Origin of the sequence: Pseudomonas serboccidentalis (assembly GCF_028830055.1) — a bacterium.
In the GTDB taxonomy this organism is placed as follows: Bacteria; Pseudomonadota; Gammaproteobacteria; order Pseudomonadales; family Pseudomonadaceae; genus Aquipseudomonas; species Aquipseudomonas serboccidentalis.
The window spans coordinates 1,038,036-1,058,813 of record NZ_CP101655.1; the positions used below are offsets into that span (position 1 = coordinate 1,038,036).

Below are 20,778 nucleotides of genomic sequence, written 5' to 3' on the forward strand. Positions count from 1 at the left end.
CTCAAGATTCGTTACTGCAGCGCGCAAGGCTCGGGCCTTGAGCGTAAAAGCGCAATGTTTCCATTCAACACGATCCCTGTAGGAGCTGCCGAAGGCTGCGATCTTTGCTTTTCAAGATCAAAAGATCGCAGCCTTCGGCAGCTCCTACAAAGAGCGGTGCACACCGTGCACAATCGGTCGATACCAAAAAGAGTCCGCGCCATGCTGATCGACGAAGAATTGACCCTGAAAAAACTCGAGGTGTTCCTCGCCTTCATGCGTACCGGCAATCTGGCGCGCGCTGCTGCCGAGCTGCAGACCAGCAATGTCAGCGTGCACCGGGCGATCCATTCGCTGGAAAGCGCCCTGCGCTGCCCGTTGTTCAAGCACGAAGGCCGCAACCTGACGCCGCTGGAAAGCGCCTATGTGCTCGAAGAGCGGGCGCAGAAGCTGATTCAGGACGTGGTCGAAAGCGTACGCCTGACCCGCGAAGCCGCCGGGTTCTCGGCTGAACGCTTCAAGCTCGGCTCGCTGTATTCGCTGACCGTGAAGACCGTGCCGCAGCTGATCATGGGCCTGAAGATTCGTCGCAGCGAGCTCAACATCGACCTGATCCTTGGCTCCAACATCGACCTGCTCTACAAGCTGAAGAACATGGAAGTCGACGCGATCCTGGTGTCGCTGGACGACAGCGTCAGCGACCCGGACTGCGAGCAGATTCCACTGTTCTCCGACGACATTTTCCTCGCCACGCCGGCGGATTCAAGATTCGCCCAGCGCCAGGAAGTCGATCTGGCCGAGGTCCGCGATGAAACGTTCATCACCCTGACCCAGGGCTTCGCCACCCATCAGGACGGCAACCGGGTGTTCAAGCAGGCAGGATTCGAGCCGAAGGTGGCGATGCAGGTCAACGACATCTTCACCCTGCTGAGCATGGTCAGCTCCGGGGTGGGTTATGCGTTGCTGCCGGGGCGGATTGCGGCGGTGTACGAGAATCGGGTGAAGCTGATTCCGTTGCAGGAGAAGTACCGCTTGCAGCAGCACATTGGCGTGGTGTTCTTGAAGGCCAAGGAGCGCGATCCGAACTTGTTGGCGTTGCTGGCGGAGTGTCGGATGTATGCCAATCGCCAAGCCTGAAACCGTGTGGCGAGGGAGCTTGCTCCCGCTCGGGTGCGCAGCGCCCGCAAATCAGGCCACCGGGTCTATCTGATACACCTCGGTGGTAGAGGTTGGGGATGCTGCGCAGTCCAGCGGGAGCAAGCTCCCTCGCCACAAAAGCACTCAGCGATCAGCCAACAATCCCGCGAACAATGAAGAACAGCAACGAAGGCCCAAGCAGGCACCCAAGCCCGGTGTGGAACGTCGCCGTCAACGCCCCATAAGGCACCAACCGCCGATCCGTCGCCGCCAGCCCGGCGGTCACCCCACTCACCGTCCCGGCCAGACCACCAAACACCATCGCCGAACGCGGGTTATCCAGGCCCATCCAGCGTGCTGCGACCGGCGTGCCGACCATCACCAGAATCGCCTTGATCAACCCGGTGGCAATCGACAGCGCCATTACATCCGAGGTCGCGCCAATCGCCGCACCGGTCACCGGGCCGACGATGTAAGTCACCGCGCCCGCGCCAATGGTGGTCATGCTCACTGCATCGCGATAGCCGAAGGCCCAGGCCATGCTCGCGCCGACAATGAACGGCAGGATCGTGCCCAGCAGCAGCGCGATTACGCCGATCAAACCGGCCTTCTTCGCTTCGGTCGCCTGCACTTCGAACGCGGTGGCGACGATCGCGAAATCACGCAGCATCGCCCCACCCATCAGGCCGATACCGGAGAACAACGACAGGTCCGCCAGGCCCTTCTGTCCGCCGGTCATGGTACCGCCGACCCAGGCCAGCACCAGGCCGATGACGATGGCAATCGCCGAGCCGTGAATGCGCCCGAACGTCAGGCGTTTGGAGAGAATCACCGAGACCCACATGATCACACCGACGAAAGCGAAGGCCGTGACCAGACCGTTATGTTCCAGACCGTTTTCAATGAGTGCCCACATGTCAGCGACCTCCTACTGGCGTGCCGACAGGAGTGACTTCCACCGGTTCATCGGGTAACGGTTCGCCCTTGTGGGTTCGGCTGATCAAGGCAATCGTGCAGCCACACACCACTACGGAGCCAATTGCCGCCAGTACCGCCACCGGGCCGCCGTGCAGGGCGGTGACGACGTTCTGTTGCGCGGCCATCGCCACCACCACCGGAATGTACATCGCGCCCCAGAAGCCGACGCCCATCTCGCAATCCTTGGTCATGCCACCGCGTTTCTGCATCCACAACCGCGCGCAGATCAACAGGATCATGGCGATGCCGACCCCGCCGACGTTGGATTTGACGCCCAGTAACACACCGAGCATGTCACCCATGATCACCCCTGCCAGCGTACAGATCGCCAACAGCGCCACACCGTAAATAATCATTGTTGTAGTCCTCAAAGTGCATCGTCGAATGTTGTTTTTGTTGTTCGAAGCCTGAGTCGCGGCGGTTTATGGTCGGCGGCCACCCTCCTCTCGCAACAGCGCCTGCAGAGTGTCGAGCCGCGCACTGTCGAAGGCAGTGACAGTGCCTGATTCGAACACCCGGCGCGCCAGCCCGGTCAGCACCGCACCGGGCGGCAGTTCGATCTGTAACCGTACGCCGCGCTCATAAGCGCTTTGCACGGTGCCACGCCAGTCCACCACGCGGCACATGTTGAAGGCGAGGTCGTCGCGCAGGGCCTCAGGCTTGATCACCGGACGCGCGCGACTGCCGCTCAGGTAAGCGATTTTCGGAGTCTTCAATTCAACCTTGGCGAAGACCTCGGCGAGGGTTTGCGCGGGCGCCTCCAGCAGCGGACAGTGCGACGGCACACTCACCGCCAGGCGTTTCGCCAGACCGGCGCCCCGACTGCGCGCCAGTTCGGCCACCGCTTGCATGGCCTTGTCGCTGCCGGCAATCACCACCTGGTTATCGGCGTTGATGTTGGCCAGATAAACCGGCGACTCCGCGCTGTGCACCTGCGCCAGCAGCGTTTCGACGGTGGATAATTGCAGACCGATGATTGCGGTCATGCCAAAGCCCTGTGGATAAGCCTGCTGCATCAACTCGCCGCGCAGGCTGACCAGATGCAGCGCATCGCTGAAGTTCAAGGCCCCGGCGACCACCGCGGCCGGGTAGGCACCGATGGACAGGCCGGCGACGTAATCCGCCATCAGACCGTCCTGCAGCAATTGTCGTGAGGCTGCGACCCCGGCGATCAACAGGCACAGCTGAACGGCTCGGGTGGTGCGCAACGCTTCGGACGAATCGAGCAGCGACACATCTTCACCGAGCACATCGCTGGCCTCGATCAACGTTTCCCGTGGCAAACGCTGAAGCATGCCCGCTTGCTGCGCGCCCTGGCCGGGGAACACCAACAGGCTGCTCACGCTGCCTGCTCCTGTGGGGTCCACGGATCAGCCACCAGACAGGCCTGATGCTGGTTTTTCAGCAGCACGCGTGCAGACCCGCTGGCCCATTCGCGCAATGCGACGGCACCGAATGGCGTCTGCAATTGCATGTCGACCCGGCACACGGCCTGATCGAACAGTGCGACCAGTTTGCGTGCCTGATGACGGGTGATCCGTTGCGGTGTACGCAGAATCAGGTCGAGATCGCTGGCCCCGTGCATCGCTTCAAAGCCACTGGCCAATTCAAATCCGACACTGCCGCTGACGCCCCAGATCCAACCGCAATCATCGAGCCCAGGTCGCAGTTGTTTAAGTGCCTGCATCACCGGTAAATCACGCTCGCAATCGACATGACACAGCGCCTCTGGACTGACCCGACAGGCAATCGAATCGACCGGCATAAACACCGCCAGCCGCTGCTCACGCAACACACCGCGCACGCCCACCGCCACCAAACCTTCAGCGCTCACCGCCCGCCGCATCACCACCGGCTGCCCGGCCGCCAGCGACTCAACCGCCCACTGCGGCGCATCCGCCGGCAGCTGCGCAGGCGTCATGCCCCACAGCAGGTCGTGGGCCAGTGGCATGTTCACCACTGCGCCCTCAGCAGTTCGCGCACGCGGCTGGACGCTTCGCGATTTTTCGCGCCGAGACGATTGCTCAAGTCAGTCGCGGTGATATCGCCGATGGCTTGCTTCAGGCATTCGCTGACCCGCGCCAGATCCTCCGCTGTTGGCTGCTCGATCTGCTGCACCGACAAGGTTTCCCATAGCAGCCCGAGACTCGCATAACTGTCGATGTCATAAGCCATCGGCGGCACGCTGGCGGCCAGTGCTTCCAGCTCTTCAACGCTGCGCAAGGTCACCCGCGCCGCCGAAGCCTTACCCATCGCATGCACCATCACGCCGGGGTCGCGCAGAGCGATCAAGCGATTGGCCTGGTAACCGTGAGCGAGAAACGCCCCGGACATCGCCTTACCCACCAGCAGCGCAATCACCGGATGCCCCGCCAGCCGGGCGCGGGCATAGCTGTCCGCCGCACCGGCCAAAGCCTGATGAATGCCGAGCGCTTCTTCGCGGCGGCCATAAGCCTGGCTCGGTACATCGACGATGGCGATGATCGGGCGCTTCTGTGCTTTGTCGCGGTCAGCGCTGATCGCGTCATCCACAGCCTTGGCCAGACCCCAACCTTCGAGCAGCCCGACTTCGCCGTTGCGAGCGCGTGGAAAACGGTTGTCCGGGTCAGCCACCACAGCGATAAACCGCCCGAGCTCGCCATCGGCCACCTGCAGCGACGGTGGCAGCCCTTCGACCGCTTGCGCACCCGCGCTCAAGGCGTTGAACCAGTTCAAACCGCGCACGGAATAACCGCTCATGAGCGCTCTCCTTGATACAGATCGCGAACCACCGAAGGCTCGATTTGCTTGTCAGTGTTCAGGCTCGCCAGACGTTGCAGGAACCATGCGGCACGCTGACTGCGCGGCTGTGCTGGCAAACCCTGTTGCAGCAACTCGCCCACCTGTTGACGAATCTGCGCCACATCATCGGCGACATAACGATCCACCAGACCACTGGCGAAACGTTGCTCGCCACCGGTCAGGCTCCAGATGAAGGGCCGATCTCGTGAGTCGTATTCTTCGATCCCGGCTTCTTGCTCGATCACCTGCGGGCCGTTCAAGCCGAGGCGCGCTTCCTGGGTCACCAGCAAATAGCTGCACAGCGCAGCGGCAATCGACATGCCGCCGAAACAGCCAACGCTGCCCGCCACCACACCGACCACCGGTTGGTACTGCTGCAAATCGACAATCGCCGCATGAATATCGGCAATCGCCGCCAGCCCGAGGTTGGCTTCCTGCAAGCGCACGCCACCGGTTTCCAGCAGCAACACGGCGCGGGTCGGGATGCCCTTGCGGTTGTCTTCAGCGGCCAGTTCCAGCGCGCCGGCAATCTTCGCCCCGCCGACTTCGCCGAGGCTGCCGCCCTGGAACGCGCCTTCAATCGCCGCGATCACCACCGGCACACCGTCGAGGCTGCCCTTGGCGATCACCACGCCGTCATCGGCTTGCGGCACCACACCCTGGCGTTCGAGCCACGGCGACATGACGCGCTGAAACGGGTCGAGCAGTTCACGAAAGGACCCGGCATCGAGCAAGGCTTTCGCCCGTTGCCGCGCACCGAGTTCGACGAAGCTGTGTTTGTTGAGCAGCGCTGCGCTGTCAGTCATGGCCGATCTCCTCGAAACCCTGTTCCAGACGTAAACGCACTACCCCCGGCGTCGCGCCGAAGTCGTGGATATCGATCGCCATCGCCGGCGGCGTGGTGCCGTCGAACATCCGCGCAAACAGATGCTGCCAGCGCTGCTGCGCACCGTTGACCGAGGTCTGCACATTGATCGTCAGCTTGCCGGCCAGCCCCGGTTCGATCAGCACTTCCAGATCACCCGAACCGACACAACCGACCAGTGCGCGACCGCGTGGCGGCTGCCCGGCGGGGAATTCAAACGATAGGGTTTCCATCAAAACGCTCCCTGAAGGATGCCGTCGCGCTCGATGCGATCGAGCAGCAGCGTGGCGGCGAACAAGTCGGCGGCGCCACCGGGCGAGGCATTCAATGCGATGAGTTGTTGATCCAGTTCGTGCAGGCGCCGACGCCCGCCGAGGCTGGCGCTGCCACCGGCGTCGAGCACGGCTTGCGCGCCGCTTTGCATGGCGTGCAGACCCTGTTCACCGGCGCGGTAGAGCACGCAGGTATCAGCGAGGTCAGTCATGATCGCCAGCAAGGCGTCGAGTCGGGCGTTCTGTTCGCCGTGGCTGTTGGCTCGGCTGCGTTTGAGCTGCGGCAAACCGCGTTGCAGCACGGACGGGAAGCCGAGTTGCGCTTGTTCGCGAGCACCGCGTGCGCCGTAACGCAAAGCGACCTGGGCGCCATGGCTGAGTGGGCGCGGTGCGTAGCGGTCGTCGAGCAATGCCAGACGCGCAGCACGCACAGAGACGGCGCTGGAGCCGCTGGATTGCGGTTCCAGTGCCGCGGCGGTGATCAAAAGCCCCAAGGCCCAGATCGCCCCGCGATGGGTGTTCACGCCGTTGGTGGTCGAGAGCATCGCTTGCTCGCCTTCACGGCCGATGCGGCCAATGGCTTCGCGCAGTGGTAAACCGGCCTCTCCGATTTCAACCGCCGCTTCAGCCATTTCCTTGAACGCCGGCCACAACGACAACGCCGACGCGTGCATCAGGCCCAGGTGCAAATCGGTGTGCGCGCCATTGCCACGCCGGTCGACCAGCGCCGGTTTCGGCGACAGATCGGCTTCGTCGATCAGCGCATCCACCGCCAGATCGGCCAGGCGTTCGCTCAGGCTGAGGGGTTTCGCTTGCAGGTTGAGTGCGTGCATTACCAGCTCCTGAACTTGGCGGGCGGGTTGTACAGGCCGCCGGACCACTCGACCAGATCAGCCACGCTTTTCGCCGCCAGCAGTTCGCGGGTGGCGTCGGTGCGGCGGATGCCGAGGTCTTCGGGCAAGGCGATCAGGCCTTCGCGGCGCATGCGTTCGGTGTCTTTCGGGTTGTGGCGCAGGCCGATGGCGGTGACACCCGCGACGGCAGCGATCATCGCCTGACGTTCTTCCAGCGAGCGCGCCTTGTACAGGTAGGCGATGCCCTCTTCGGTGAGCAGATGAGTGACGTCGTCGCCGTAGATCATGATTGGCGCCAGCGGCATGCCGCTTTTCTTCGCCACTTCCACCGCGTCGAGGGTTTCGACAAAGGTCGGTTTGCCGCCCTCCTGGAAGGTCTCGACCATTTGCACCACGAGTTTCTTGCCGCGTTCGAGCATCGGTTGCTGCGAGTCGTCGTGACGCATGTCGAGCCACGCCGGGGTGCCGTGACGCCGGCCACGCGGGTCGTGGCCCATGTTCGGCGCACCGCCGAACCCGGCGAGGCGACCACGGGTTACGGTGGAGGAATGGCCATCGCCATCGACCTGCAACGTCGCGCCGATAAACAGATCCACCGCGTACTGCCCCGCCAGTTGGCAGAACATCCGGTTGGAACGCAGCGAGCCGTCGCGCCCGGTAAAGAACACGTCGGGGCGTGCGGCGATGTAGTTTTCCATGCCCAGTTCGGTGCCGAAGCAATGCACGCTTTCAACCCAACCGCTCTCGATCGCCGGGATCAATGTTGGGTGCGGGTTGAGCGTCCAGTTGCGGCAAATCTTGCCTTTGAGGCCGAGGGACTCGCCGTAGGTCGGCAGGATCAGCTCGATGGCGGCGGTGTTGAAACCGATGCCGTGGTTGAGCGACTGCACATTGTGTTTTTCGTAGATGCCACGGATCGCCATCATCGCCATCAACACGTGCACAGGCTTGATGTGCCGTGGGTCGCGGGTGAACAGCGGTTCGATGTAGAACGGCTTGTCGGCCACTACGACAAAATCGACCCACGAGGCGGGAATGTCCACGCGGGGCAGTTCGCTGACGTCGTCGACCAACTGATTGACCTGGACGATGACGATGCCGTCGCTGAACGCCGCCGGTTCGATCAGCGCGGGAGTGTCTTCGGTGCTCGGACCGGTGTAGATATTGCCGGCGCGGTCAGCCATGAAACCGGCCGAGAGCACGACGTTGGGGATCAGATCCACCACCAGCCGTGCGTAGAGTTCGATGTAGGTGTGGATCGCGCCGACTTCCAGCAGGCCGTCTTCGAGCAACTGGCTGATGCGCAGGCTCTGGGTGCCGGCGAAAGAGAAATCGAGCTTGCGGGCGATGCCGCGCTCGAACAGGTCCAGATGCTCGGAGCGGCCGACACTGGGCATGATCATGTGCAGGTCGTGGAGCTTGGCCGGGTCAGCCTTGGCCAGCGAACGGGAAAGGAAATCCGCCTGCTTCTGGTTGTTGCCCTCCAACACCACGCGGTCGCCGGGATGGATCAGCGCTTCGAGCGCGGCGACGATCTTGTCGGTGGGCAACACCACACCGTCGGCCAGCCCGCGCACCTTGTCGAGGCGCCGCTGCTTCTCGTCACGCCGCCGCGTCCAGCGCGAGTCGGGGGAAATTGTTGTTGTCATGCTCACTCCACGGGGTTCGCTGTCGTGGAGCCAAGGTAGGCGTGTGGGTGAGGCGCATCAATCAAGCGCGGCGGTGAATCATTACGCTGAGCGTAACGGTTTAGATAGCTATCGCGAGCAGGCTCACTCCTACAAGGGAACGCATTCCAAATGTAGGAGTGAGCCTGCTCGCGATGGCGTCAGAGGCCTCACCGCAATTCTTCAGTCCGTGGGCACCAACTTGTCCAACACCCGGTTGACCGCCATCTCCGCCACCATCACCACCTGAGCAATGCCTTGCAGGGTCTTACGGTGCGTGCCTTGTACCAGCGCCGCATGGTTGTTGAGCATGACCGTGGCCGAGCCGAGTGATTCACTGGCGTCGGCCAGCAGGGATTCGCTGTCGGCTTCGGGGTTAACCATGTAGAGCGTGTTGGGGGTGTAGGGCGCGGCCATGAGGTCGGGTGACGGCGGGCCGAGGTAGTGGTCGAGGGCGCGTTCGGCGGCTTCGTGGAATTTCTTGGAGTCGGGGGCTTCGTAGGGGGAGGCCGCATCTGTTGGCGGCGGACTTGGTGTCGGTTTAATCATTTTCAGGTTCCGAAATAAAGCTGGAACCGCTTCTCTGCTAAAAGAAGGGGTGGCAGCTGAACGCAGGTTAGCAGACCGGGGAACCTAAGGAAGCCGGCGCGCCGAAGCGCCCTGCGCACAGCCGCCATCGAATGCAGGCACTGAGCCCGACGATGATGTATGTGCACCCTTAGATTATCCACGAGCTGCTAAACCCGATCACTGGGAATCAGTGACGGGATCAAGTTACGCAGCCTGCCGAGGGCGCACAAGCCGGCGGATTCTGGTGCATGCGTAGGCAGCGGCGCAAGGATTTGTAGGCTGGTGAGCCGTAACACTGAGTGTCTTTAAACGGGTGTACTGGAAGGTGTTTATTGCGCGACGGGAATTGAGGATTTGTCTGTCGGATTCTAGGTGATGCATAGGACGCTATCGCGAGCAGGCTCACTCCTACAGGGGGAACGCATTCCAATTGTAGGAGTGAGCCTGCTCGCGATGAGGCCAGTCAGGCCACTGAAGATTCCGGATCAGTGAATAAGGCCAGCCTCCACCAACAACTGCTCCAACCCCAACAAATCCGGCACCTTCGCCACCTGTTCCCCGACCTGCACCGCCGCCTGCTCCAGCGCACACAGCGGCACATCGACATAACTCAACTGACTGTCGAGCTTGTACGAACGCGGAATTCCCTGCACCAGCAGCGCAATGAATTTCAGCTGCGGCAACCCTCCGAGGGCGTTGAGGATGACGATCCGTGCACGCTCGCCGATGACGACTTTCTGCCCGCAGGCCGACTCGAAACTCAGCAGCGGAATCTGCCGCTCACGCCAGCTCACCCGCCCCAAATACCACGGCGGTGTGTCGAGGTCGAAGGCGCTGGCCTGGTAGTCGATCAGCTCGGCCACCGCGACGTTGGGCAGGATCAGGTTGCGGTCGGCCAGCGGCAGCAGCAGGCCGGTGAGTTGGCTGGTGCGCGCGTTGTGGCGGCGCTCATGCATGTTTCTTGCTCCAGTGGGCAATGCTTTCGAGCAGCACCGACTCCTGATACGGCTTGCCGAGGTAGTCGTTGACGCCGATGGCCATCGCGCGGTCGCGGTGTTTCTGCCCGGTGCGCGAGGTGATCATGATGATCGGCAGGTGTTGCAGGCGTTCGTCGTGGCGCACCTGAGTGGCGACTTCGAAGCCGTCCATGCGCGGCATTTCGATGTCGAGCAGCATCAGGTCGGGCATGTGTTCTTCGAGCAGCAACATCGCATCGACGCCGTCCTTGGCGGTCAGCACGTTCATGCCGTGGCGTTCGAGCAAACGGCTGGTGACCTTGCGCACGGTGACCGAGTCGTCGACCACCAGCACCAGCAGCGGCTTCTGTGGCTCGCTGTCGATTTCCGCATGGGCCGGACGCTGCGCGACCCGCGCCTGCATCGCGCGGATCGGCGCCAGCAGGTCGAGAATCAGCACCACCCGGCCATCGCCGAGAATCGTCGCCCCGGACACGCCCTGCACCGCCGCGAACTGCGGGCCGAGGCTCTTGACCACGATCTCGCGGGTGCCGGCCATCGCGTCGACCTGCACCGCGATGTGCCGGTCATTGCACTGCACCAGCAGCACCGGCAATGGCAGGCTCTGGCCGAGCAGTTTCGGCCGTGGCGCGGTTTTCAGCAGCTCACCCAGGTAGCACAACTCATAGCGTTGCCCGCCGTAGTGGTAGCTCGGCGGATCGTTGCGAAAGTGCCCTTCCAGATCATTCGGCAGGACGCGCACGATGCCTTCGATGGTGTTCAGCGGAATCGCGTATTGATCCTCGCCGCACTGCACCATCAACGCCCGATTGACCGACACGGTGAATGGCAAGCGAATGCGGAAATGCACGCCCTGCCCCGGCACCGAGTCGATGCTCATGGTGCCGCCGAGCTGGCGGACTTCTTCGTGGACCACGTCCATGCCGACGCCGCGCCCGGAAATCTGGGTGATTTTTTCAGCGGTGGAAAAGCCCGGCTGCAGGATGAACTGCAGCACATCGCGGTCACTGATCTCGGCGTCCGGCGCCAGCAAACCGCGCTTGATCGCCTTGCGCCGCACCGCATCCAGCGGCACCCCGGCGCCGTCGTCGCGGATATCGAAAACGATGTCGCCCCCCTCTCGCAAGAGGTCCAGGCTGATCGTGCCTTGCGCCGGTTTGCCCGCCGCCAGCCGCACCTCGGCGGACTCCAGGCCATGATCGACGGCGTTGCGCAGCATGTGTTCCAGCGGCGCGGCCATGCGCTCCAGCACGTTGCGATCCATCTCGCCTTCGGCGTTGTCGATGATGAACGCGACGTCCTTGTTCAGCTCTTCGGCGACCTGACGCACGATGCGTTTGAGCCGTGGCAGCATGCGATCGAACGGCACCATGCGCGTGCGCATCAGGCCTTCCTGCAACTCGGTGTTGATCCGCCCTTGTTGCTGCAACAGGTTCTCGGCGTCGTGGTTGCGGCGGTCGAGGGTTTCCTTGAGGTCGAGCAGGTCCGAGGCGGATTCGAACAGCGCCCGCGACAGTTGCTGCAACTGCGAATGGCGGTCCATTTCCAGCGGGTCGAATTCTTCGTAACCGAGGCGTTCGGCATCGACTTGCTGGCGGCTGAGAATCTGCCCCTGGGTTTCGGTGTCGAGCCGGCGCAATTGATCGCGCATGCGCTCGATGGTGGTTTCCATCTCGTTCAGCGCAACCTGCGCATCGTTGACCTGCTGTTCGATACGGCCACGGAAAATCGAGGTTTCCCCGGCCAGGTTGACCAGTTCATCGAGCAGTTCGGCTGAGACCTTGACCATGTCCGCGCCGGCATCGGCGGCCGGTGCGGCGGGTTCGGTCTTGACCGCCAGCGGCACCGGCGGCGGTGTGTCGGGGGTCGCCGGGTGACTGAAATTCTGGATCGCGCTGATCAGCCGATCCGCAGGCGGGCACGGCTGCCCGGCGCGCACGCCGTCGAGCATTTGCGCCAGGCGGTCATGCCCGCGTTGCACCAGCGCAAACAGTTCGGCGGACGGTTGCAGCACGCCGGTGGCGAGGCTTTCGTAAAGGTACTCCAGCTCATGGGCCAGGTCGCCGATCGGGCCGATCTCGACCATCCGCGCGCCGCCCTTGAGGGTGTGCAGGTCGCGCAGCAGGGTTTCCACTTCCTGCCGATTGCCCGGCTCGGCCTGCCAGCGCAGCAACGCCGCGCCAGAGTTTTCGATGATGTCGAAACCTTCTTCGAGGAAGATCTCCAGCAGCTCCGGGTCATGTGCGGCGCTGTCGTGTTCGGCGGTCGGCTGCGCCGTTTCGGCAGTGCCGGAGGCGCCCTGACGGAACTGGCGGATCGCCTCGATCAGATCCAGCGCCGGGGTCAGCGGTTGACGCGCCTGCAACTGCTCCAGCAACAACGCCAAGCGGTCATGGCTCTTGTGCAGTAAATGCCCCAGGGTCTCGCTGTGACTGTAGCGACGGTCCACCAGCCCTTCGTAAAGACCTTCCAGTTCATGCGCCAGATCGCCGATGGCATCGACCTCGGCCATCCGCGCGCCACCCTTGAGCGTGTGCAAGTCGCGCTGCAACGACGACAGTGGCGCGGCGTTGTCCGGGTCGCTCAACCAGCGCTGCAAGGCCTGGCCGGCACTGTCGAGAATGTCCACCGCCTCTTCGAGGAAGATCTCGACGATCTCGTCGTCCGGTGCGGTTGCGCTATTGGCTTGAGCGAGTTCGGCGGTCGCGGCGCCCAGTTCATGGATGCTCAAGGTGCGGCTGCCGTCGCTGCGGATCAGCCCCATGGACGTCGGGTCGAGGCTTTCGTCGAGCAGTTCGTGCAGGGCACGAATACGCTGCGGCTGCGGCGTGACTTCCTGGCCGGCAGCCAGTTCGTCGAGCATGTTGATCAGCGCTTCGTGGGCGTTCTGCGCCTCCTGGAAAAACCGCTCGCTGACCGCCAGGCTGCTTTCCTCCACCGCGCCGTAGAGGTCGAGCAAGGCTTCGCACAACACGTCCACCGGCAGCAGATCGGCCAGATGCGCGCCTTCGCCGAGGGTGGTCAGTTCATCCAGCAGCGCGCTGAGTTCCTGGCGCTCGCCGGGGTGCTGCTGCCAACGCTGCAGCAGGCTTTCGGCATCGAGCAGGATGTCCATGCCCTGGGCGAGGAAGTTGTTGATCAGTTGCGGATCGCGCTTGACCCGCAGGCCTGTATTCGGCGAATTGAGGATGGCTTCCAGACGTTCGGCGAGTAGCGCACCGGTGCGTTTGATCAGCGACTGCGCACCGACGATCGGCGCCAGCGGATCGTGCTTGAGCTGACGCAGGCCAACCCTGAACAGGCCCTCGGCTTCGAGCAGCAGTTCCACTTCGTCCAGGTCGAGCGGCAACTGATGCGCCTTGAACTCGCGGGCCAGTTGATCCAGCGGCGCCGCCAGTTCGGCAATCGGCAGCACACCGGCCATCGACGCACTGCCCTTGAGGGTGTGCAAGGCGCGCTGCAATTCGTCGCTGGCCTGCAGCGGTACATGCTCGGCGGCCTGATCGAGGAACCGGTTGAGGCTGGCGAGGTGGGTTTCGGCCTCGTTGCGGAAAATCTCCAGCAACAGCGGATCCAGCGCGGCAACGTCGGCGACGTCTTCATCGGCCAATGCCGCGTCACCTTTGGCCAGTGCGTGAGCGCGGGCCGCAAGTTGATCGACGTCACTGCGCTGACGCTGGCGCTGAGTGGCGAATTCGTTGATCAGCTCCGGCAGCAACAGCACGCTGTCCTGGAGCAACTGCTGTACCTGCGGGCCGGGTTCGACGCTGTGTTCCAGCACGCGGTTGAGCAGGTTTTCCACCGCCCACGCCAGCTCACCCAGGATCAAGGCACGAACCATACGCCCGCTGCCCTTCAGGGTGTGAAAGGCGCGACGCAGTTCGGTCAGTGCGGCGCGGTCATGGGTGTCGGCCGTCCAGCGCGGCAGGTATTCGTGCAGAACCTCGAGCACTTCGTCGGTCTCTTCGAGGAACACTTCGCGCAGTTCATCGTCCACCGGTTCTTCATCGGCGGGCGGCGGCATCAGGCTGCCGGGGGTGATCAGGGCCGGCGGGTTGACCGCCGAGACCGGGCTGGCCAGTACATCGGCCAGCGACTGCACGGTCTCGGGATCATCCAGCGCTTGCAGGTCCTGCATCACCCGCGCTTCGCTGGGGCTGAGCACGTCGTCGAGCAGCGGCACGTATGGTTCGTTGGGCTGTTCGTCTGGAAAGAACCCAAGGCTGGCGAGGCTCTTCTGCGCGACGTCCAGCAGTTGCTCATTCGGCGCTTGCGGGTCGTCGCCGAGGCGTTCGAGGTAATACTCAAGGCTGGTGATGACGTCGGCCAGATTATCCAGTTGCTGCCAGCCCGGCTCGTGGGGATCAAGCAGCAAATGCTCGCGGATGAAGCTGTTGCAGGCCTCGACCAGACTGGCCGCCCGGCTCAGCGGAATCATCGCCAGCGCGCCGCGCACCTGGGTCAGCAGCTCCGGCAACGGTTGCAGGTGCTGGCGATCCCAGTCGGCGTCGATGTAGTCGACGATCATGTCCTTGGCCTGTTGCAGGCAGATGCGCGCTTCCTTGATCACGATCTGGTGGATCTGCGTCAGGTCGGTAGTCGGCAAGCGCGAGTCTTCGGGGCTTTCCGGCTCCACCGTGCCGACCATCCCGGCCAGGTTCGCTTCGACGTAGAGCAAGGCGCCGGCGACGTCCATCAGCGTCGCGTCGTTCGGTTCGCGCTGGCCCTGGGCGAGGCTGAGGACCACCGCCAGTTGATCGATGATAACCTTGCGCGGCTGGCCGAAACCGAGCACCGCCAGGGTGTCGGCGATCTGCCGCAGCGGCGCCAGCAGGCTTTCCAGATCGGCGATGTGCTGACGGTCGCTGCGCACGAACAGGTCGAGGCGTTCCTTGACCCGCACCAGTTCTTCGCACAACGCCGCCAGCACCGAGCGCATCGCATCGCGGTCGGGGCCGGCCAGGCGCACGCGTTCTTCGTCGACCATCGCGCTGTCGGGCAACGCGTCGTCCAGGGAGTAGCGATCTTTCATGGTCAGCATCTGCCCGGTGGGATGTTCGGCTTTGGCAATATAGAACAGCAGGCTTTTCAGCAGCTCCGCAGGGGGCGGCTGATTGAGGCCGCGCATGCCCTGTTCGAGCAGGCGCTTGAGTTCCTTGTCGGCGTCCTTGAACAGGCTGCGCAGCGCCGGGCTGTGGGCGATGGCGCCTTCGCGCATGCCTTCGACCAGCGCCGATGCCACTTGCCACAACGGGCTCAACGGCGCGTCGCCGCTGAGCGCTTCGAGGCGAGTGAAGACTTTCGCCAGGTACTCCAGATGCGTCTGGTCATCCTGCTCGCGCAACAGCCCGACCAGCGCCATTTGCAGCATCTGGCGCAACTTGCGCAGCACGTTCGGCAGATCTGGCGGCTCCAGTGTCGCCAGCGCTTCATCGCTGAGCGGCGGCAGCTCGGGCAATTGCGGGCTGAACAAGCTGGTTTCCGAGAGCAGGCTTTCGCCCCGGGCGCTGCGCAGGTCGTTGATCAGCGGCAGCACCACCAGTGGCAGGTCGCGGCGGGCGTTCTGTACGCGGTCGAGGTAGATCGGCAATTGCCCGAGGGCTTGCAGCAGCAGGTGCAGGGCTTCGTCGCGATGGCTGACGCGTTCATGTTGCAAGGCCTCGACCAGATGCTCCATCTCTTCGGCGAGCAACGCTGCGCCGTAGAACTCGACCATCTGCAGACTGCCGTGGACCTGATGGATGTAATCCAGGCACTCGTCCAGCCCGGGAAAGGCCTGCGGATCATCGAGCACGGCTTCAATCGCCTGATGCGCCTGTTTCAGCGTTTCGGCAATTTCGCCCTTGACCCATTCGAGGGCCACGTAGTCGTGCCGGTCACCCATAACCACTCCACTCACGCCTTGTCCGTCGCGGATGCCGACGGCAAGGTGAAACCGGATACCGAACGGCGCAGCTGACTGGCCATCTTCGCCAGGTTGCCGATGCTTTCGGCGGTGGCGGTGGAGCCGGACGAGGTCTGCGTGGTGATCTGCTGGATCACGTTCATCGTCAGGGAAATCTGCCCGGCCGACGAGGTCTGTTGCTGCGCCGCGTTGGAAATGCTCTGGATCAGGGCCGCGAGGGTCTTCGATACGCCTTCGATTTCTTCCAGGGCCACACCGGCATCCTGCGCCAGCCGCGCGCCGCGTACCACCTCGGTGGTGGTCTGTTCCATGGAGATCACCGCTTCGTTGGTGTCGGTCTGGATCGCCCGCACCAGGGTTTCGATCTGCCGGGTGGCGGCGGACGAGCGTTCGGCCAGACGCTGCACTTCGTCGGCAACCACCGCGAAACCGCGCCCGGCATCCCCGGCCATCGAGGCCTGAATCGCTGCGTTGAGGGCGAGTATGTTGGTCTGGTCGGCAATGTCGTCGATCAGGCTGACGATGTCGCCAATCTCCTGAGAGGACTCGCCCAGACGCTTGATGCGCTTGGCGGTGTCCTGAATCTGTTCGCGGATGTTGTCCATGCCGTGGATGGTGTTGTGCACCACCTCGTTGCCCTTGTTGGCGATCTCCACCGAACGCTCGGCCACCGCCGAGGATTCAGCGGCGTTGGCCGACACCTGATCGATCGACTGGGCCATGTCGCTGATCGCCGTGGAGGCTTCGGAAATCTGCTGCGCCTGATGCTCCGAGGCCTGGGCCAGGTGCATCGCGGTGGCCTGGGTTTCCTGCACGGCGGCGGCGACCTGGCCGGCGGTGAGGTTGATGGTCGCCACCAGATCGCGCAGTTGGTCGACGGAATAGTTGATTGAGTCGGCGATGGTCCCGGTGAAGTCTTCGGTCACCGAGGCGGTCACGGTGAGGTCGCCATCAGCAAGGTCTTCGATCTCGTCGAGCAGACGCATGATCGCGTTCTGGTTGCGCTCGTTCTTCTCGGCGGTCTCGCGCAACTGGCGATTGGTTTCGCGAACCATGACCATGCCGATCAGGATGATCGAGGCCAGCGCCAGCAACCCGAGCACGTAGCCGCCGATGGTGTCGGTATTGCGCCCGCCAGCGAGGTTTTCGAAACCGGTGGCCAGGTGCGAGGCTTCGTCGAGCAGAGTTTGTGACAGGTTGAAGATGTTGCCGGCCGACTCACGAACCTTGAACAGTTCCGGCGAGGTTTCGAGGATTTCATCCACGGAGCCGGAGACGAACTGGAACAGCTCGGAAATTTCACTCAGGCGCGCACGGGCATCGCGGTCTTCGACCTGGCTGATTTTCAGCGTCGGGTTGCCCTGCAGCATGCCGTTGAGCACCTGGCCAAAACGCGTGGCATCGCGACCGAAGGCATCGGCGGCCTGCTGCGAATTCTCGTCACCGGCCAGCACAGTGTTGACCGCGCCGAGGATACGTTCGGCCAGCAACGATTGGCGCTGGGCCATCGCCACTTGCGCCGCCGGTGCGCCACGTTGCAGGAGAATCTCGACGACTTTTTCGTATTCGATCTGCAACTGCGGCACGGTTTCGGCCAGCGTCGCGGCGACCTGATGCAGCGACAGCACGGTCTGCTCGCTGGAGAGAATCGCGTCGGTGTTTTTCAGCAGGCGTTCCCAGTCCAACTGCACGGCGCGCATTTCCGGGCGCACGGTGGCCGGGGCAGGTGGCAGGCCGGTGGTCGGGTCGCCCTTCTTCAGGTAGCCCCAGCGCTGGGCAAAATCGTTGCGCGCATCGCTCAGCAGCTTGAACGCGGCAGCCTTGCCGGCGGCGGCTTCGGTGGCGTTCTTGGCGATGCGTTGCGACAGCACGCGCAGCTCACCGGCGTGGCCGATGTACTGTTTGTCGTAGTTGGCCTGGGTGTTGAGGTACGCGAAGTTGGCGAACAGCAGCATGATGAACACGATCAGTGCGATGAACAGCACGATGATCTGCGAGCGACTGCGCGACCCTTCTGCCGACTTGCCTGTTTTTGCTTTTGTCATCGGTCCTCGCCTGTTTGAAGCTCACCCGTAGAACCTGTAGGAGTGAGCCTGCTCGCGATTGAACGATAACGCGGTGTGTTTGATACACCGCGGTGCCTGAATCGCGAGCAGGCTCACTCCTACAAGGGATCTTTGTTGTTACGGTTATATCGCGACGCTCATGAACACCGGCGATTTGGCCAGTGCAAAAAGGCTGAACACCCGCCAGTTCTGCTCGCGCCGGAAATAGCCTTTGACGAACTCGGCCTTGGAGCCCTGGCGCTTGCTGATCGAGATCGGCTCGAAGCTGTCCTGCTCGAAGTGCTGCAAGCCGAACACCTCATCAACCAGCAGCCCGGCGAACACGTCCTGATGCTCCACCACCAACACCCGTCGGTGTTTGCGCAGCGGCGACAGTTCGTGACCGAAGAATCCGCACAGATCCATGATCGGCAGCAGGCGCCCACGCAGGTTAGCCACCCCTTTGACCCACGGTTTGACCCCGGGCAACTGAGTGAAGCGCGGCTCGTGCAGCACTTCGCTGACTTCGCCCATCGGCGTCACGTACCAGTGCTCGCCAAGGCGAAAACCGATGCCGCTCCAGCGATCCTGGCGACCGGGCTGCGACGGCAGGTCCGCCGCCAGCAGGCGACAGCGCTGGTCGATCTGCCACAGCAGTTCGAACGCGGTCAGCGATTCGCTCATGGCCGCACGATCAACCGGCCAGCACGTTGTTCAGGGTCTTGATCAGCATGTCTTCTTCGACCGGTTTGGTCAGGTAATCCTTCGCGCCCTGACGGGTGCCCCAGACCTTGTCGGTTTCCTGATCCTTGGTGGTGATGATGATCACCGGGATATGGCTGGTCTCGGCATCCTTGGTCAGTTGCCGGGTGGCCTGGAAGCCGTTGAGGCCGGGCATGACGATGTCCATCAGCACGGCGTCGGGTTTTTCCTGACGGGCCAGGGCCACGCCGTCGGCACCGTTTTCGGCCTTGAGCACTTCATGACCGTGCTTTTCCAGCATGCCGGTGAGTTTGTACATTTCAGTCGGCGAATCATCGACGATCAGGATACGTGCCATGGTCTTCCCCATTTTTCTTGTCGACATCCGGCCCGCTGGCCGAGCGTCACTGTACGTGTCTTACTGCGGCAAAACGGCAGCGAAGCCCGGAACGTGGGCCTGAATCGCGTTGAGCAGTTCTTCCTTGCTGAAAGGCTTGGTCAAAAATTGATCAGAACCGACAATCCGTCCCTTGGCCTTGTCGAACAGCCCGTCCCGCGACGACAGCATGATCACCGGCGTGGCCTTGAACGCACTGTTGTTTTTGATTAAAGCGCAGGTCTGATAACCATCCAGACGCGGCATCATGATGTCGACAAAAATGATTCCGGGGTGGTTGTCGGCGATCTTGGCCAGGGCGTCGAAACCGTCGATGGCCGTGATGACCTCGCAGCCCACATTCTTCAACAGCGTTTCGGCGGTGCGACGAATCGTTTTCGAGTCATCGATCACCATGACCTTCAAGGCGCTGGACTGCTGTTCCATAAGGGGCTCTACCGTCGCCTTTGCGAATCAAATTGTCCGTTTTGCGATGAGTAATGGCTGGAAACCCTTGATACTCAAGGGCCAGCACGCTATGCCAGCCTTTTTAGCACAGTCTCCAGATGCAATCTATCGACGGGTTTTTCCTTGACCGAAAACCCGCCCGGCGCCACTCTGGCGGCACTTTTTCAATACCGATCCGGTAGCCAATTTTCGAGGAAAATCCAATGAGCGTTCGCGTCGGGATTGTCATGGACCCTATCGCCAGCATTTCCTATAAAAAGGATAGCTCGCTGGCCATGCTGCTGGCCGCGCAGAAACGTGGCTGGGAACTGTTCTACATGGAACAGCGCGACCTGTATCAGGCCGAAGGTCAGGCCCGGGCGCGCATGAAGCCGCTGAAAGTCTTCGCCAACCCGGAAAAATGGTTCGAACTGGACGCCGAGCAGGACAACCTGCTGAGTGATCTGGACGTGATCCTGATGCGCAAGGATCCGCCGTTCGACATGGAGTTCGTCTACTCCACCTACCTGCTGGAACAGGCCGAAGCCGCTGGCGTGCTGGTGGTCAACAAGCCGCAGAGCCTGCGCGACTGCAACGAAAAGCTGTTCGCCACGCTGTTCCCGCAGTGCACGCCGCCGACCATCGTCAGCCGTCGCCCGGACGTGCTGCGCGAATTCGCCGATCACCACGGTGACGTGATCCTCAAGCCGCTGGACGGCATGGGCGGTTCGTCGATCTTCCGTCACACCGCCGGTCACCCGAACCTGTCGGTGATCCTCGAAACCCTGACGCTGCACGGCAAGCAGCAGATCATGATTCAGGGTTACCTGCCGGCCATCGTCGATGGTGACAAGCGCATCCTGATGATCGACGGCGAACCGGTGGATTACTGCCTGGCGCGGATTCCGGCCCAGGGCGAAACCCGTGGCAACCTCGCCGCCGGTGGTCGTGGTGAAGCGCGTCCGCTGACCGACAAGGATCGCTGGATCGCCGCGCAAGTCGGCCCGACCCTGCGCGAGAAAGGCCTGCTGTTCGTGGGTCTGGACGTGATTGGCGAGCACCTGACCGAAATCAACGTCACCAGCCCGACCTGCATCCGCGAAATCGACAACGCGTTCGGCACCGACATCGGCGGCATGCTGATGGACGCGATCGAAAAGAAGCTGCAAGCTTTAAGCTCCAAGCCGCAAGCTTGAAGCCGGCCCGCGTCAGCTTGAAGCTTG

The 20,778-nt window shown here is 62.8% G+C and carries 18 protein-coding genes; 2 read left to right on the plus strand and 16 right to left on the minus strand.

The genetic code is table 11. The features are described from left to right. Positions 1–201: 201 nt before the first annotated feature. Entirely contained in the window at positions 202–1,116 is a 915-nt protein-coding gene (locus NN484_RS04745; protein WP_127647898.1) for a LysR family transcriptional regulator, read from the plus strand. Between the two features lie 151 nt (positions 1,117–1,267). On the opposite strand, the gene madM is transcribed toward NN484_RS04745, so the two are convergent. From madM to pilG, 16 genes are all read right to left on the minus strand, one after another. Beyond that, on the minus strand, positions 1,268–2,032 hold the full coding sequence (madM, locus tag NN484_RS04750) for a malonate transporter subunit MadM (protein WP_127647899.1): 765 nt from the start codon (positions 2,030–2,032) through the stop codon (positions 1,268–1,270). 1 nt (position 2,033) lies between these two features. Next, positions 2,034–2,450: a malonate transporter subunit MadL gene (gene madL, locus NN484_RS04755; RefSeq protein ID WP_003229065.1), complete on the minus strand. Its 417-nt coding sequence runs from the start codon at positions 2,448–2,450 to the stop codon at positions 2,034–2,036. A gap of 66 nt (positions 2,451–2,516) precedes the next feature. After that, positions 2,517–3,437, minus strand: coding sequence for a malonate decarboxylase subunit epsilon (gene mdcH, locus NN484_RS04760; protein WP_274658661.1), 921 nt, complete (start codon positions 3,435–3,437; stop codon positions 2,517–2,519). Continuing rightward, positions 3,434–4,054 carry a malonate decarboxylase holo-ACP synthase gene (locus tag NN484_RS04765; RefSeq protein WP_274658662.1) on the minus strand — a complete coding sequence of 207 codons (621 nt, stop codon included), beginning with the start codon at positions 4,052–4,054 and terminating at the stop codon, positions 3,434–3,436. Before NN484_RS04765 ends, mdcH begins: the two co-directional genes overlap by 4 nt. Then, positions 4,048–4,833, minus strand: a complete 786-nt coding sequence (gene mdcE, locus NN484_RS04770; protein WP_274658663.1) for a biotin-independent malonate decarboxylase subunit gamma — start codon at positions 4,831–4,833, stop codon at positions 4,048–4,050. The genes NN484_RS04765 and mdcE overlap by 7 nt, the downstream gene beginning before the upstream one ends. Further along, complete coding sequence (locus NN484_RS04775) at positions 4,830–5,681, minus strand: biotin-independent malonate decarboxylase subunit beta (RefSeq protein ID WP_274658664.1); 852 nt, start codon at positions 5,679–5,681, stop codon at positions 4,830–4,832. Before NN484_RS04775 ends, mdcE begins: the two co-directional genes overlap by 4 nt. Next, positions 5,674–5,973: a malonate decarboxylase subunit delta gene (locus tag NN484_RS04780; protein ID WP_003229075.1), complete on the minus strand. Its 300-nt coding sequence runs from the start codon at positions 5,971–5,973 to the stop codon at positions 5,674–5,676. Before NN484_RS04780 ends, NN484_RS04775 begins: the two co-directional genes overlap by 8 nt. After that, a complete protein-coding gene (locus tag NN484_RS04785; protein ID WP_274658665.1) occupies positions 5,973–6,845 on the minus strand; it encodes a triphosphoribosyl-dephospho-CoA synthase in 873 nt (290 codons plus the stop codon). Before NN484_RS04785 ends, NN484_RS04780 begins: the two co-directional genes overlap by 1 nt. Next, positions 6,845–8,515: a malonate decarboxylase subunit alpha gene (mdcA, locus tag NN484_RS04790; RefSeq protein ID WP_127647905.1), complete on the minus strand. Its 1,671-nt coding sequence runs from the start codon at positions 8,513–8,515 to the stop codon at positions 6,845–6,847. The genes NN484_RS04785 and mdcA overlap by 1 nt, the downstream gene beginning before the upstream one ends. A 201-nt stretch (positions 8,516–8,716) precedes the next feature. Continuing rightward, a complete protein-coding gene (locus NN484_RS04795) occupies positions 8,717–9,082 on the minus strand; it encodes a DUF6124 family protein (protein ID WP_274658666.1) in 366 nt (121 codons plus the stop codon). A gap of 506 nt (positions 9,083–9,588) precedes the next feature. Then, positions 9,589–10,059: a chemotaxis protein CheW gene (locus tag NN484_RS04800; protein WP_127647908.1), complete on the minus strand. Its 471-nt coding sequence runs from the start codon at positions 10,057–10,059 to the stop codon at positions 9,589–9,591. Continuing rightward, the gene (locus tag NN484_RS04805) at positions 10,052–15,964 is read right to left on the minus strand and encodes a hybrid sensor histidine kinase/response regulator (RefSeq protein ID WP_274659276.1); all 5,913 of its coding nucleotides are present in this window, start codon (positions 15,962–15,964) and stop codon (positions 10,052–10,054) included. The genes NN484_RS04800 and NN484_RS04805 overlap by 8 nt, the downstream gene beginning before the upstream one ends. Positions 15,965–15,975: 11 nt before the next feature. After that, positions 15,976–18,030 carry a methyl-accepting chemotaxis protein gene (locus tag NN484_RS04810; RefSeq protein ID WP_274658667.1) on the minus strand — a complete coding sequence of 685 codons (2,055 nt, stop codon included), beginning with the start codon at positions 18,028–18,030 and terminating at the stop codon, positions 15,976–15,978. Between the two features lie 144 nt (positions 18,031–18,174). Next, positions 18,175–18,714: a chemotaxis protein CheW gene (locus NN484_RS04815; protein ID WP_127647910.1), complete on the minus strand. Its 540-nt coding sequence runs from the start codon at positions 18,712–18,714 to the stop codon at positions 18,175–18,177. Positions 18,715–18,724: 10 nt separating this feature from the next. Beyond that, positions 18,725–19,090 (minus strand): twitching motility response regulator PilH, encoded by a 366-nt coding sequence (gene pilH / locus NN484_RS04820; RefSeq protein ID WP_025109154.1) that lies wholly within the window; start codon positions 19,088–19,090, stop codon positions 18,725–18,727. A 60-nt stretch (positions 19,091–19,150) separates the two neighbouring features. Next, entirely contained in the window at positions 19,151–19,555 is a 405-nt protein-coding gene (gene pilG, locus NN484_RS04825) for a twitching motility response regulator PilG (protein ID WP_007913673.1), read from the minus strand. Positions 19,556–19,779: 224 nt separating this feature from the next. On the opposite strand from pilG, the gene gshB reads away from it, so the two are divergent. Continuing rightward, positions 19,780–20,751, plus strand: a complete 972-nt coding sequence (gene gshB / locus NN484_RS04830; protein WP_127647911.1) for a glutathione synthase — start codon at positions 19,780–19,782, stop codon at positions 20,749–20,751. Positions 20,752–20,778 lie beyond the last annotated feature (27 nt).